Below are 12,601 nucleotides of genomic sequence, written 5' to 3' on the forward strand. Positions count from 1 at the left end.
GCCTCGGCCGGCGGGCGGGCGCGGGGGGGGCCCGGCCTGACCATCCCGCCCGAGCTGCTGCCGCCGCTCTTCGCCGCGCCGCTGGGCGCGGCGACCATGGTGGCGACGCGCGCCGGCTTCGCCGTCGCGCAGCTCTTGGAGATCGTGCCGCCCGATGCGACCGCCGAGGCGGAGGCGCTCGAGAATGCCCGCCGCACCGCCCAGGCGCAGGCAGCGGAGGATCTGGAGGCGCAGTTCGCCGCGGCGCTGCGCGCGCGCGCCGATCCGCGCATCAGCCCGACCCTGATGCAGCAGGTGGTGCCGTGACCGGCGGCGAGGACAAGACGCCATGCCCGGGAGCCTGACCTTCGCGCAATTCGCCGAGGGGCTGGCGGCCGGGCGCGGCCAGGTGCTCTCGCGCGAGCGTGTCGCCGACCTCGACACGCCCGTCGGCGCCTTCCTGCGCCTGGCGCAGAACCGGCCCAACGCCTTCCTGCTGGAGAGCGTCGAGGGCGGCGCCGCGCGCGGGCGGTTCTCCGCCATCGGGCTCGAACCGGACCTGATCTGGCGCTGCCGCGGCGGCAAGGCGGAGCTGAACCGCCACGCCCAGGCCGCCCCGCACGGCTTCGCGCCGGAGGACGCCGCGCCGCTCGACAGCCTGCGCCGGCTGATCGGCGAATCGCGCCTTGCGATGCCGGCGGGGCTGCCCTCCATCGCTGCGGGGCTGTTCGGCTTCCTCGGCTACGACATGGTTCGCCAGATCGAGCGGTTGCCCGAGAAGAACGCGGATGCGCTCGGCATCCCGGAAGCGGTGATGTTCCGCCCGAGCCTGACGGCGGTGTTCGATCATGTGCGCGACACGCTGACGCTGGTGACCCCGGTCTGGCCGGCGGAGGGGCTCGATCCCCGCGCCGCCTGGGACATGGCGCAGGCGCGGCTGGACGAGGCGGAGGCGGCGCTGGACCGCCCCCTGCCCCGCCCGGCCCCGCCCGCCGCGCTTCCCGCGCTGCCGGCGCCGGGCTCCAACTTCACCAAGGCGGAGTACATGGCCGCGGTGGAGCGGGGGAAGGAGTACATCGCCGCCGGCGACGTCTTCCAGGTGGTGCCCTCGCAGCGCTTCTCGGTTCCCTTCGCGCTGCCGCCCTTCGCGCTCTATCGCGCGCTGCGGCGGCTGAACCCGGCGCCTTATCTGTTCTTCCTCGACCTCGGCGGCTTCGCGCTGGTCGGCGCCTCGCCCGAGATTCTCGTGAGTGTGAAGCATGGGGAGGTGAAGCTCCGCCCGCTGGCTGGTACCCGTCCTCGCGGCGCGACGCCGGAGGAGGATGCCCGGCTGGAGCGGGAATTGCTGGCCGACCCTAAGGAACTGGCCGAGCACCTGATGCTCCTCGACCTCGGCCGCAACGATGTCGGGCGCGTGGCCGAGATCGGCAGCGTGCGCGTCACCCAGCGCTTCCAGGTGGAGCGCTATTCGCAGGTGATGCACATCATGAGCGAGGTGGTGGGTCGCCTGCGCCCGGGGCTCGATGCGCTGGATGCGCTGATGGCGGGATTTCCGGCCGGCACGCTGTCCGGCGCGCCGAAGGTCCGCGCGATGGAGATCATCGAGGAGCTCGAACCATCCCGCCGCGGCACCTATGCGGGCGGCGTCGGCTATTTCGGCGCCGATGGCGACATGGACACCTGCATCGCGCTGCGCACCGCGCTGGTGAAGGACGGCGTGATGCATGTGCAGGCCGGCGCCGGGGTGGTGGCGGATTCCGACCCCGAGGCCGAATACGCCGAGACGCAGCAGAAGGCGCGCGCGCTGTTCCGCGCCGCGGAGGAAGCGGTGCGCTTCGCGGCGGGGCGACGGGGGTAACGTTTGCGGGCCGGCGCTGCCCAGCAATTGGGCAGGCTGGCCGTGCCCTCACCCCGACCAGCCTGAGGCCTCCGACGCGTTTGGCGTCGAAGCCCCCGCAGAGCGGGGGAGGGAGAAGAGGCACGCGCCTTGCAGGATCGCGCACATGACCGTTGAGGCCGACCTTCCGCTCGACCGCGCCAGCCTGCACCGCGCCTATGCCGAGGGGCGGCTTCGGCCGGCGGATGTCGTCGCGCTGATCCATCGCCGCATCGCCGCGCTCGACGACCCCGGCATCTTCCTGCACCTGATCCCGGAGGACCGCGCGCGCGCCGCGGCGGAGGCGCTGCCCGCCTTCGATCCCGCGACCTATCCGCTCTGGGGCCTGCCGGTCGCGGTGAAGGACAACATCGACATCGCCGGCCTGCCGACCACCGCCGCCTGCCCCGGCTTCGCCTACATGGCGCGCGCCACCGCCCCGGCGGCGCAGCGCCTGCTGGACGCGGGCGCGGTGCTGATCGGCAAGACCAATCTCGACCAGTTCGCCACCGGCCTGGTCGGGGTCCGCACGCCCTATCCGGTGCCGCGCAACGCCTTCGATCCCACGCGCGTCCCCGGCGGGTCGAGCAGCGGCTCCGCCGTCGCCGTCGCGCAGGGGCTGGCGACGCTGGCGCTCGGCACGGACACGGCAGGCTCTGGCCGCGTGCCGGCGGCGCTGAACGGGCTGGTCGGGCTGAAGCCCTCGCTCGGCGTCGTCTCCACGCGCGGCGTCGTGCCGGCCTGCCGCAGCCTGGATTGCGTCTCGGTCTTCGCGCGCAGCGTCGCCGATGCCTGGGCCGGCTTCGCCGCCATCGCGGGCGACGATCCCGAGGACGCCTTCAGCCGCCCGATCGCCTGGCAGGAGATGGACGCCGCCACGCCGCCGCGCCGCATCGGCGTGCCGCTGGTGCCGGAGCTGGACGACGCGGCGGGGCGCGCCGCGTGGGATGCCGCCTGCGCGCGCCTGGCCGCGCTCGGCGTGGTTCTGGAACCGCTGGACCTCGGCGATTTCCACGCCACGGCGCGGCTGCTCTATGACGGCCCCTGGGTCGCGGAGCGCGCCGCCGCCGTCGGCGATTTCTGCGCCGCGGAGCCCGAGGCCGTGCATCCGGTGACGCGCGGCATCCTGGCCGGCGCCGCGCGCTTCTCGGCCGTGGACGCCTTCCGCGGCCTCTATGAACTCGCGGAGATGCGGCGCCGTACCGCGCCCGTCTGGCAGCGCGTGGAGGCGCTGGCCGTACCCTCGGTTCCGTGCTTCCCGACACTGGCCGAGCTTGAGGCCGATCCGCTCGGGCCGAATGCGCGGCTCGGCGCCTACACCAACTTCGTGAACCTGCTGGACCTGGCGGCGCTGGCCGTGCCGGGGCCGATGCGGCCGGATGGGCTGCCGGCGGGGATCACGCTGATCGGCCCGCGCGGCAGCGACGCAAGCCTCGCCGCGCTGGGCGCGCGCTTCCAGGCATGACGGGCGGCATGGACGAGACCATCGAGATTGCCGTCGTCGGCGCGCATCTGTCGGGGCTGCCGCTGAACCATGAGCTCACCGGCCGCGGCGGCGTGCTGCGGCGCGCGGTGGCCACGCAACCGAGCTATCGCTTCTTCGCCCTCGCCGGCGGCCCGCCGCGTCGGCCCGGCCTGCTGCGCGTGGAGGCGGGCACCGGCCACGCCATCGCCGCTGAGGTCTGGGCGCTGCCACCCGATGGCTTCGGGCGTTTCGTCGCCGGCATCCCCGCGCCGCTCTGCATCGGCACGCTGCTGCTCGCGGATGGCAGCACGCCGAAAGGCTTCCTGGTGGAGCCGGAAGGGCTTTCGGGCGCCGAGGAGATCAGCCGCTTCGGCGGCTGGCGCGCCTTTCTCGAATCGCAGGCCAAGCCATGACCCGCCGTGTCGCCGTCCATCGCGTGCCGATGCGCCACCCCGCCGACATGGCGGCGATCGAGGCGCTGTTCGAGGCCGGCGCGCTCGATCCCGCCGCGCTGATCGCGATCCTCGGCAAGACCGAGGGCAATGGCTGCGTCAACGATTTCACGCGCGCCTATGCCGTCTCCGCGCTGACCGCGATGCTGGCGCGGCGCACCGGCGCGAGCGAGGAAGCGGTCGCGGCGCGCGTCGCGATGGTGATGTCGGGCGGGACGGAGGGCGGGCTCTCGCCGCATTTCCTGCTTTCTTCGGTAGTGGATGCGCCGGGGCCGGCGACCGGCGCGCTGGCCATCGGCACCGCGTTCACCCGAGACTTCCTCCCGGAAGAACTCGGGCGGATGCCGCAGTTGACCGCGACGGCGGAGGCGGTGCGGCAGGCGATGGCGGAGGCCGCGATCCGGGACGCCGCGCAGGTCCACTATGTCCAGGTGAAATGCCCGCTGCTGACCAGCGAGCGCATCGCGGAGGCCGAGGCACGCGGCGCGACGGTCGCGACGCACGACACCTATGCCTCGATGGGCCTCTCGCGCGGCGCCTCGGCGCTCGGCGTGGCGCTGGCGCTCGGCGAGTTGCCGCAGGCGGCGCTGTCGGACGCCGTGATCGGGCGCGACCTGTCGCTGTTCTCCGGCCGGGCCAGCGCCTCGGCGGGGGTGGAGCTCACGCGCAACGAGATCGTGGTGATGGGCAACAGCCCGGACTGGGCCGGCGACCTCGTCATCGCGCATGACGTGATGCGGGACGGCATAGACCTGCCGGCGGTGCAGCGCGCGCTGCGCGCGGCGGGGCTCGATACGGCGGGCGGGCAGCTTGCCGGCGAGGACGCCGCGCGGCTGGTCGCGCTGCTGGCGAAGGCGGAGCCGAGCAGCGACGGGCGCATCCGCGGCAACCGCCACATCATGGGCGACGACAGCGACATCAACGCCACGCGCCATGCCCGCGCGCTGGTCGGCGGCGTGGCCGCGGCGGCGACGGGGCGGACGGACCTCTTCATCTCGGGTGGCGCCGAGCACCAGGGCCCGGACGGCGGCGGCCCCGTCGCGGTGATCGCGCGCCGCGCCGGTCTCAGCTGAGGCCGAGGCGCCGCGCGGCGATGGCGACGCAGCGCGCGAAGACCTCCAGGCTGTCGAAGGGCAGGTCCTGGCCGCCTTCCGGCAGCAGGATCGGATGACCGCCACTCTCGACCGCGCCCGGGATCATCAGGTTGTCGGGCAGGCCGAAACCCTCGACCGAGAGGCCCGGGATCGGGTCCGGCACGCGCGCCACCTGCGCCGCGCTGCGCTCGGCGAAGGGCGTCGCGCTGTTGGAATAGCCGAAGATCGGCCGGCCGCGCCCGAGGAACCAGCCGACCTCGATCAGCGTGCCGGCATCGGCGCTGGCGCCGCGGAACGGCGTGAGGTTCGCGATCACCAGGTCCGCGCGCTCCATCATCTCGATGTCCTTCTCGAAGATGGCGCGCCAGGCGTGATGCGCCTCGAGCTCCGCGAGGCTCGTGATGTCCTCGTTCAGCGGCGGCAGGGCGGTGATGCCATGCGCGGCGCAGATCGCCGCCTTGCGCGCGGCATGGGCGGGGGCGTTCGGCAGGAAGACGTCGGGACCGGCGAGATAGGCGATGGGCATGGGCGCATCTTCACCACCGCAGGGGCGGCGCGCGCAAGGCGCGGTTTTCCCTTCGGGGTCGGAAAGGCTTCTGCCAATCTGCCCGCGATGAGGATTTTTGCGTGAAGCCCGCCCCCTTCGACTGGCACGCCCCCGACACCGTGGCGGAGGCGCTGGCGCTGAAGGCACGGCATGGCGAGGAGGCGCGGTTCCTGGCCGGCGGGCAGAGCCTGGTGCCGGCTATGAATTTCCGGGTCGCACAGCCGGCGGTGCTGGTGGACCTCAATCGCGTGGCAGGGCTGGACGGGATCGCGGTGGGCGCAGACGGCACGCTGACGATCGGCGCCATGGCGCGCAACGCCGCGATCGAGCGGCACGCCGGCGCGGCCAAAAGCCATCCGATCCTGGCCGAAGCGCTGCATGAGGTGGCGCATCCGCAGGTGCGCAACCGCGGCACGCTCGGCGGCAATCTCAGCCATGCGGACCCCGCTTCCGAGATGCCGGCGGTGATGTTGGCGCTCGATGCGCGCTTCCTGATCCGCAGCGCGCGCGGCGAAAGGGAGGTCGCTGCTGCGGAGTTCTTCCTCGGCCCGCTGACCACGGTATTGGAACCGGACGAGATGCTGGCCGAGATCCGCCTGCCCGCCCTGCCGCAACGCAGCGGCACCGCCTGGCTCGAGATCGCGCGACGACGCGGCGACTACGCGATGATGGGCGTGGCGGCGGTGGTCACGCGCGACGCGGCGGGTATCTGCACCGCGGCGCGCCTCGCCTGCTGCAGCGCCGGGCCGACGCCGATGGCGGCGCCGAAAGCGGCCGCGTCGCTGGTCGGGACAAGGCTGGCCGATGCCGATATCGCGGCCTCCGCCGATCTGCTCCGGCAGGAGGTCGCGCCCACCGGCAGCGTGCAGGCCAGCCCCGCTTATCAGCGCCATTTGGCCGGCGTGATCGCGGCGCGCGCGCTGGCGACGGCGCGGGAGCGCGCGGCATGAAGCGACGCGTCACCCTGAACATCAATGGCAGCGCCGTCACGCGGGAGGTCGAGCCGCGTCTGCTGCTCTCGGACTTCATCCGCCACGAGGCCGGGCTGACGGGCACTCATGTCGGCTGCGAGCACGGCGTCTGCGGCGCCTGCACCATCCGCCTCGACGGCGCGCCGGTGCGGTCCTGCCTGATCTTCGCGGTGCAGGCGGAAGGCCTTGACGTGCGGACGGTCGAAAGCCTCGGCACGCCGGATGCGCTCTCCGTCCTGCAGCAGGCCTTCCGGGACGCCCATGGCCTGCAATGCGGCTACTGCACGCCCGGCATCCTGATGACGATGACCGCCTTCCTGGAGGAAAATCCGGACCCGGACGAGGACGCGGTGCGCCACGCGCTTTCGGGCAATCTCTGCCGCTGCACAGGCTACCAGCACATCGTGGACGCGGTGCTGCTGGCGGCGAAGCGCCTGCGGGAGACCGCGTGATGGAGACCCGCCAGGTCGGACGGCCGCTGACGCGCAACGAGGACCCGCGCCTGCTGACCGGCCGCGCGCTGTTCGTGGACGACGTGGAACTGCCCGACCTGCTGCACGCCGCCTTCCTGCGCAGCCCGCATGCGCGCGCGGCGATCCGCTCCATCGACACGGAGGCCGCGAAGGCGCGGCCCGGCGTTGTCGCGGTGATGACCGCGGAGGATCTCGGTGACTACTGGCAGCCGGGACCGCTGCTGGTGCCGCCGCCGCCGATCAAGGGCATGGTCTTCCGCCAGCGCTGCCAGGTGCCGCTGGCGAAGGGCGAGGTGCGGCATGTGGGCGAGCCGGTGGTGATGGTCGTCGCCGCAAGCCGCTACGTCGCGGAGGATGCGATCGGCGACATCGTGGTGGAATACGAGGCCCTGCCGCCGGTGATCGGGCTGGAGGCGGCGCTGTCGTCGGACAGCCCGCGCGTGCATGCCGACCTGCCGGACAACATCGCCGCCGATGTCCATCAGGCGAAGGGCGACTATGCCGCGGCGCGCGCGAAGGCCGCGCACCTCATCCGCCGCCGCTTCACCTATGACCGCGGCGCGTCGATCCCGATGGAAACGCGGGGCATCGTCGCGCAATGGGACCACAAGGCGGAGAAGCTGACGGTCTGGGACACCACCCAGGCGCCGGTCTTCATCCGCAACGGACTGGCCGCGATGCTTGGCCTGTCGGAGCGCCAGGTGCGCGTGGTCGCGCCCTTCATCGGCGGCGGCTTCGGACCGAAGATGATGATGTTCTACCCCGAGGAGGTGCTGGTCCCCTGGATGGCGCTGCGCCTGGAGCGGCCGGTGAAGTGGATCGAGGATCGGTTGGAACACTTCACGGCCACGACGCATGAGCGCAGCCAGGTCCATGACTGCGAACTGGCGCTGGATGCGCGCGGAAAGATCCTCGGCGTACGCGATGCCTTCCTGATGGATACGGGTGCCTACAACCCCTATGGGCTGACGGTGCCGCTCAACAGCCAGTGCACGCTGCTGAACTGCTACGACATCCCGGCCTATGACAGCCGCTTCCGTGCGATCTACACCAACCGCACCCTCGTCACGCCCTATCGCGGCGCCGGGCGGCAGCACGGCATCTTCGTGATGGAGCGCATGCTGGATGCGGCGGCGCGCGAGCTCGGACTGGATCGCGCGGAGATCAGGCGGCGCAACCTGATCCCGCCCGACGCCTTTCCATACCACAACGAGCTGATCTACCAGGACTTCGCGCCGCTGACCTACGACAGCGGCAATTACGCGCCGATCCTCGACAAGGCGCTGGACGCCATCAGCTACGCGGGCTTCGCGGCGGAGAAGGCGAAGGCGCGCGCGGAAGGCCGGCACATCGGCCTGGGTATCGTCTGCTATGTCGAGGGCACCGGGATCGGGCCGTACGAAGGCGCCAAGGTGCGCGTGCAGGCGAGCGGAAAGGTCACGCTTGCCACCGGCGTCGGCACCCAGGGCCAGGGGCATTTCACCTCCTTCGCGCAGGTGGTGGCCGAGCAGCTCGGCGTGGATGTGCGCGACGTGGAGGTGACAACGGGCGACACCGATGTCTTCGACTGGGGCGCCGGCACCTTCGCCAGCCGCGGCGCGGTGGTCACCGGCTCCGCCGCGCATGGCGCCGCGTTGGAGGTGCGCGCGAAGATCCTCAAGACCGCCGCCGAGCATTTCGAATGCGCCGAGGCCGACCTGGTGCTGCAGGACGGCGCGGTCTCCATCGCCGGTGTGCCGGAGCGCAAGATCACGCTCGGCGATCTGGCGCGGCTGGCGAACCCGATGCGCGGCGCGGTGAAGCCGGGCGCGACGCCGGGGCTGGAGGCGACCTCCTATTTCGGACCGCAGATGGGCGCGACCGCCGCCGGCGCGCATGCGATGGTGATCGAGATGGACGCGCAGACGATGCGGCCGACCATCCTGCGCTACGTCGTCGTGCATGACTGCGGCACGGTGCTGAACCCGCTGATCCTGGCCGGCCAGGTGCAGGGCGGCGTCGCGCAGGGCATCGGCAACGCCTTCTTCGAGCAGCTGGCCTGGACGGAGGACGGCCAGCTGCTGAACGCCTCGCTCGCCGACTACCTGCTCCCCACGGCGCTCGACGTGCCGCGGATGGACGTGCTGCACACCGAGACGCCCTCGCCGCTCAACCCGCTCGGCACCAAGGGCGCGGGCGAAGGCGGCGCGATCCCGGTCGGCGCGCTGTTTGCCCAGGCGATCGAGGATGCGCTGGACCTGCCGGCGCGCGGCATCGAGATCTCCGAAATTCCGCTGTCGCCGTCCCGGCTCTGGGAAATCGTGCATGGCGGCGATTGACGCCGAGGGCGTCTCGCTGAGCTTCGCGACGCGGGACGGCGCGGTCCGCGCGCTGTCCGATGTCAGTCTCACCGTGCAGCCGGGCGAGTTCGTGTCGCTGATCGGTCCGTCGGGCTGCGGCAAGACGACGCTGCTGCGCCTGATCGCGGACCTCGAGCAGCCCACCGCCGGGGAGATCCGGGTCAACGGCGTCACGCCGGAACAGGCCCGCCTGCGGCGGGACTATGGCTATGTGTTCCAGGCGCCGGCCCTGCTGCCTTGGCGGACGATCGAAGGCAATGTCGCCCTGCCGCTGGAGGTGATGGGCTTCCCCCGCGCGGAGCGGCGCGAGCGCGCGCGGCAACAGCTGGCGCTGGTGGAACTGGATGGCTTCGGCCGGAAATTTCCCTGGCAGCTCTCGGGCGGGATGCAGCAGCGCGCCTCCATCGCCCGCGCGCTGAGCTTCGATCCGCAGCTGCTGCTGATGGACGAGCCCTTCGGCGCGCTCGACGAGATCTCCCGCGATCACCTCAACGGCGCGCTGCACCGGCTCTGGGCGCGGACGGGCAAGACGGTGGTCTTCGTCACGCATTCCATCCCGGAGGCGGTCTATCTCTCGACACGCATCGTCGTGATGTCGCCGCGGCCGGGGCGGATCGTGGAGATCGTGGACTGCGACCTCGGCGCGGAGCGCCCGCTGGCGATCCGCGATTCCGCCGCCTTCGCCGCGGTGGCGCATCGGGTGCGCGACCTGCTCTGGGCGGACTCCCATGCGGCGCGGTAGCGCGGCGCTGCCCGTGGTGGTGGTCGGCGCCGCCCTCACCGTCCTCTGGTACGCCGCGGCCGTGGCGCTGAACTGGCAGGTGGTGTCGGACACGCTGGCGCGCGGCGGCGCGGCGTCCGGCACCTGGGACATCGTCGCGGGGACGATGGCGTTCAACCGGCCGCTGCTTCCCGCGCCGCACCAGATCGTCGCGGAACTCTGGCGCAGCACGGTGGAGACGCCGATCACCTCCGCCCGCAGCCTGGTCTGGCACGCCTGGGTCACGCTGTCGGCCGCGCTGGCCGGCTTCGGGCTCGGCGTGGCCGCGGGCGCGATCGTCGCCATCGCCATCGTGCATGTGCGGGCGCTGGAACGCAGCCTGATGCCCTGGGTCATCGCCTCCCAGGCGGTGCCGATCCTGGCGCTTGCGCCGATCATCATCGTGGCGCTCGGCGCGATGGGGCTGGAGGGGCTGCTGCCGAAGGCGATCATCGCCGCCTGGCTCTGCTTCTTCCCCGTCACCATCGCCATGACCAAGGGGCTGACCGCGGCGGATCGGCTGCAGATGGACCTGATGCGCACCTGGTCCGCCTCCCGCGCGCAGCTGTTCTGGAAGCTCCGCCTGCCGACCGCGCTGCCCTTCCTCTTCGCCAGCCTGAAGGTCGCGGCCGCGGCCTCGCTGGTCGGCGCGATCGTGGCGGAGCTGCCGACCGGCGCGCAGGCCGGGCTCGGCGCCAGGCTGCTGGCCGGGTCCTATTTCGGCCAGACGGTGCAGATCTGGGCCGCGCTGGTGATGGCGGCCGTGCTGTCCGCCTCCCTCGTCGGGCTGCTCGGCATGGGCGAGCGCCTGCTGGCGCGCCGGCTCGGGGCGCGGGCGTGAGCACCGGCCTGCTCGGCGCGGCCGTCGCCGCGGGCTTCGCGCTCGCCATCGGTGCGGTGCATCGGGGGCTTGCGGGCGCGCCGCTCTGGGCGGGGCTCTGCGTGCTGGCGCTGCTCGCGGCCTGGCTGGTGGACCGGCTGGGCAACCTGCGCGACGGGCGCCTCTCGGACCTGCTCGCGCCGCTTGCCTTCGGCGCCGTGGTGCTGGCGCTGTGGGAGGTGCTGGTGGTGGGCTTCGCGGTGCCGATGGTGCTGCTGCCCGCGCCCTCGGCCATCGCCGCGCGCATGGCGGCGTCCACCCACATCCTGGCCGAGGATTTCGTGCAGACCTTCGTCAAGGCGGTGCTGAGCGGCTACGCGATGGGCAATGCGCTCGGCTTCGGCATCGCGCTGCTGGCGGACCGCGCGCCCTTCCTCCGGCGCGGGCTGCTGCCGGTGGCCAACCTGGCCTCGGCGCTGCCGATCATCGGCATCGCGCCGATCATGGTGATGTGGTTCGGCTTCGACTGGCAGTCGAAGGCCGCGGTCGTCGTCGTCATGACCTTCTTCCCGATGCTGGTGAACACGCTGGCAGGCCTGTCGGCCTCCGGCGCGCTGGAGCGCGACCTGATGCGGTCCTACGCCGCCTCCCACGGGCAGACCTTGCGCCTGCTCCGCCTGCCGGCCGCCCTGCCCTTCGTCTTCACCGCGCTGAAGATCAACGCCCCGCTGGCGCTGATCGGCGCGATCGTGGCCGAGTTCTTCGGCTCCCCCACCGCCGGCATGGGATTCCGCATCACGACGGAGGCCGCGAAGCTGGCGCTCGACCTGGTCTGGGCGGAGATCGTGGTGGCGGCCGTCGCGGGCTCGCTGTTCTATGGCGCGGTCGTCCTTGCGGAACGGGCCACCACCTTCTGGCATCCCTCCCTGCGGGAATAGGAGACATGCGATGAGACGACTGCTCGGGGCGCTGCTTGCGCTCGGCCTGCTCGCCGGCACGGCCGAGGCGCAGGAGCGCGTGACGCTCCAGCTCAAATGGGTCACGCAGGCGCAGTTCGCCGGCTACTACGTGGCGCAGGCGCGCGGCTTCTATCGCCAGGCCAATCTTGACGTGCGGATCAACCCGGGCGGGCCGGACCTGGCGCCGCCGCAGGTGATCGCCGGCAACCGCGCCGACGTGATCGTGGAATGGATGCCGGCCGCGCTCGCCAGCCGCGAGCGCGGCGTGCCGCTGGTCAACATCGCGCAGCCCTTCCGGCGATCCGGCCTGCAGCTGACCTGCCGGGCGGAGACCGGCATCCGCACGCCGCAGGACCTGCGCGGGCGCACGCTCGGCGTCTGGTTCTCGGGCAACGAGTATCCGTTCCTGGCCTGGATGAGCCGCCTCGGCTACCGCACGGATGGCTCGCCGGGCGGCGTGCGCGTGCTGCGCCAGGGCTTCAACGTGGACCCGCTGCTGCAGCGCCAGGCCGATTGCGTCTCCACCATGAGCTACAACGAGTATTGGCAGGTGATCGACGGCGGCTTCCGCCCCGACCAGCTCGTGGTGTTCAGCTACGCGGACCAGGGCGTGGCGACGCTGGAGGACGGGCTCTATGTGCTGGAGAACCGGCTGAACGACGCGGCCTTCGTGCAGCGCATGGCGCGCTTCGTGCGGGCCTCGATGCAGGGCTGGGACTGGGCGCGGCAGAACCCGGACGCGGCGGCGCAGATCGTCATCGACGCCGACATGAGCGGCGCTCAGACCATCGCGCATCAGCGCCGCATGATGGGCGAGATCGCGAAGCTGCTGGATGCGCGGGGCGGCGGCCGGCTGGTGCCGGCCG

General features: G+C 72.4%; 12 protein-coding genes and 1 pseudogene. 12 read left to right on the plus strand and 1 reads right to left on the minus strand.

Going from position 1 to position 12,601, the window contains the following annotated elements; translation table 11 throughout:
- The 5 genes from AC1MIR_RS04510 to atzD form a co-directional block, all read left to right on the plus strand.
- Positions 1-306: hypothetical protein (locus AC1MIR_RS04510; protein ID WP_480026969.1), on the plus strand; the 306-nt coding region annotated here is incomplete at its 5' end.
- Between the two features lie 22 nt (positions 307-328).
- Positions 329-1,837 carry an anthranilate synthase component I gene (gene trpE / locus AC1MIR_RS04515; RefSeq protein WP_480026970.1) on the plus strand — a complete coding sequence of 503 codons (1,509 nt, stop codon included), beginning with the start codon at positions 329-331 and terminating at the stop codon, positions 1,835-1,837.
- Positions 1,838-1,982: 145 nt separating this feature from the next.
- On the plus strand, positions 1,983-3,320 hold the full coding sequence (atzF, locus tag AC1MIR_RS04520) for an allophanate hydrolase (protein WP_480026971.1): 1,338 nt from the start codon (positions 1,983-1,985) through the stop codon (positions 3,318-3,320).
- 8 nt (positions 3,321-3,328) lie between these two features.
- Positions 3,329-3,733 (plus strand): allophanate hydrolase-related protein, encoded by a 405-nt coding sequence (locus AC1MIR_RS04525; RefSeq protein ID WP_480026972.1) that lies wholly within the window; start codon positions 3,329-3,331, stop codon positions 3,731-3,733.
- Positions 3,730-4,845, plus strand: a complete 1,116-nt coding sequence (atzD, locus tag AC1MIR_RS04530; RefSeq protein ID WP_480026973.1) for a cyanuric acid amidohydrolase — start codon at positions 3,730-3,732, stop codon at positions 4,843-4,845. The genes AC1MIR_RS04525 and atzD overlap by 4 nt, the downstream gene beginning before the upstream one ends.
- Here the strand turns inward: atzD and AC1MIR_RS04535 are convergent.
- Positions 4,838-5,392 carry a nucleoside 2-deoxyribosyltransferase gene (locus AC1MIR_RS04535; protein ID WP_480026974.1) on the minus strand — a complete coding sequence of 185 codons (555 nt, stop codon included), beginning with the start codon at positions 5,390-5,392 and terminating at the stop codon, positions 4,838-4,840. The two genes, atzD and AC1MIR_RS04535, sit on opposite strands and share 8 nt — an antisense overlap.
- A gap of 101 nt (positions 5,393-5,493) precedes the next feature.
- Between AC1MIR_RS04535 and AC1MIR_RS04540 the strand changes: the two genes are divergently transcribed.
- The 7 genes and pseudogenes from AC1MIR_RS04540 to AC1MIR_RS04570 form a co-directional block, all read left to right on the plus strand.
- Positions 5,494-6,363 (plus strand): FAD binding domain-containing protein, encoded by an 870-nt coding sequence (locus AC1MIR_RS04540; protein WP_480026975.1) that lies wholly within the window; start codon positions 5,494-5,496, stop codon positions 6,361-6,363.
- On the plus strand, positions 6,360-6,836 hold the full coding sequence (locus AC1MIR_RS04545; RefSeq protein WP_480026976.1) for a (2Fe-2S)-binding protein: 477 nt from the start codon (positions 6,360-6,362) through the stop codon (positions 6,834-6,836). The genes AC1MIR_RS04540 and AC1MIR_RS04545 overlap by 4 nt, the downstream gene beginning before the upstream one ends.
- Positions 6,836-9,175, plus strand: coding sequence for a molybdopterin cofactor-binding domain-containing protein (locus tag AC1MIR_RS04550; protein WP_480026977.1), 2,340 nt, complete (start codon positions 6,836-6,838; stop codon positions 9,173-9,175). Before AC1MIR_RS04545 ends, AC1MIR_RS04550 begins: the two co-directional genes overlap by 1 nt.
- Positions 9,162-9,938, plus strand: coding sequence for an ABC transporter ATP-binding protein (locus tag AC1MIR_RS04555; RefSeq protein WP_480026978.1), 777 nt, complete (start codon positions 9,162-9,164; stop codon positions 9,936-9,938). The genes AC1MIR_RS04550 and AC1MIR_RS04555 overlap by 14 nt, the downstream gene beginning before the upstream one ends.
- Complete coding sequence (locus tag AC1MIR_RS04560) at positions 9,925-10,797, plus strand: ABC transporter permease (protein ID WP_480026979.1); 873 nt, start codon at positions 9,925-9,927, stop codon at positions 10,795-10,797. Before AC1MIR_RS04555 ends, AC1MIR_RS04560 begins: the two co-directional genes overlap by 14 nt.
- A complete protein-coding gene (locus tag AC1MIR_RS04565; RefSeq protein ID WP_480026980.1) occupies positions 10,794-11,714 on the plus strand; it encodes an ABC transporter permease in 921 nt (306 codons plus the stop codon). The genes AC1MIR_RS04560 and AC1MIR_RS04565 overlap by 4 nt, the downstream gene beginning before the upstream one ends.
- Before the next feature lie 10 nt (positions 11,715-11,724).
- A pseudogene (locus AC1MIR_RS04570) lies at positions 11,725-12,601 on the plus strand (ABC transporter substrate-binding protein); the annotation flags it as partial.

The sequence above is a fragment of the Falsiroseomonas sp. RANM36 genome (genome assembly GCF_056682175.1).

What these genes read in the sequence shown, in the direction of transcription:
- atzD (WP_480026973.1), top strand. Translation starts at nt 3,730, where the DNA reads ATGACCCGCCGTGTCGCCGTCCATCGCGTGCCGATGCGCCACCCCGCC.
- AC1MIR_RS04550 (WP_480026977.1), top strand. Translation starts at nt 6,836, where the DNA reads ATGGAGACCCGCCAGGTCGGACGGCCGCTGACGCGCAACGAGGACCCG.
- trpE (WP_480026970.1), top strand. Translation starts at nt 329, where the DNA reads ATGCCCGGGAGCCTGACCTTCGCGCAATTCGCCGAGGGGCTGGCGGCC.
- AC1MIR_RS04535 (WP_480026974.1), bottom strand. Translation starts at nt 5,392, where the DNA reads ATGCCCATCGCCTATCTCGCCGGTCCCGACGTCTTCCTGCCGAACGCC.
- AC1MIR_RS04560 (WP_480026979.1), top strand. Translation starts at nt 9,925, where the DNA reads ATGCGGCGCGGTAGCGCGGCGCTGCCCGTGGTGGTGGTCGGCGCCGCC.
- AC1MIR_RS04525 (WP_480026972.1), top strand. Translation starts at nt 3,329, where the DNA reads ATGGACGAGACCATCGAGATTGCCGTCGTCGGCGCGCATCTGTCGGGG.
- AC1MIR_RS04555 (WP_480026978.1), top strand. Translation starts at nt 9,162, where the DNA reads ATGGCGGCGATTGACGCCGAGGGCGTCTCGCTGAGCTTCGCGACGCGG.
- atzF (WP_480026971.1), top strand. Translation starts at nt 1,983, where the DNA reads ATGACCGTTGAGGCCGACCTTCCGCTCGACCGCGCCAGCCTGCACCGC.
- AC1MIR_RS04545 (WP_480026976.1), top strand. Translation starts at nt 6,360, where the DNA reads ATGAAGCGACGCGTCACCCTGAACATCAATGGCAGCGCCGTCACGCGG.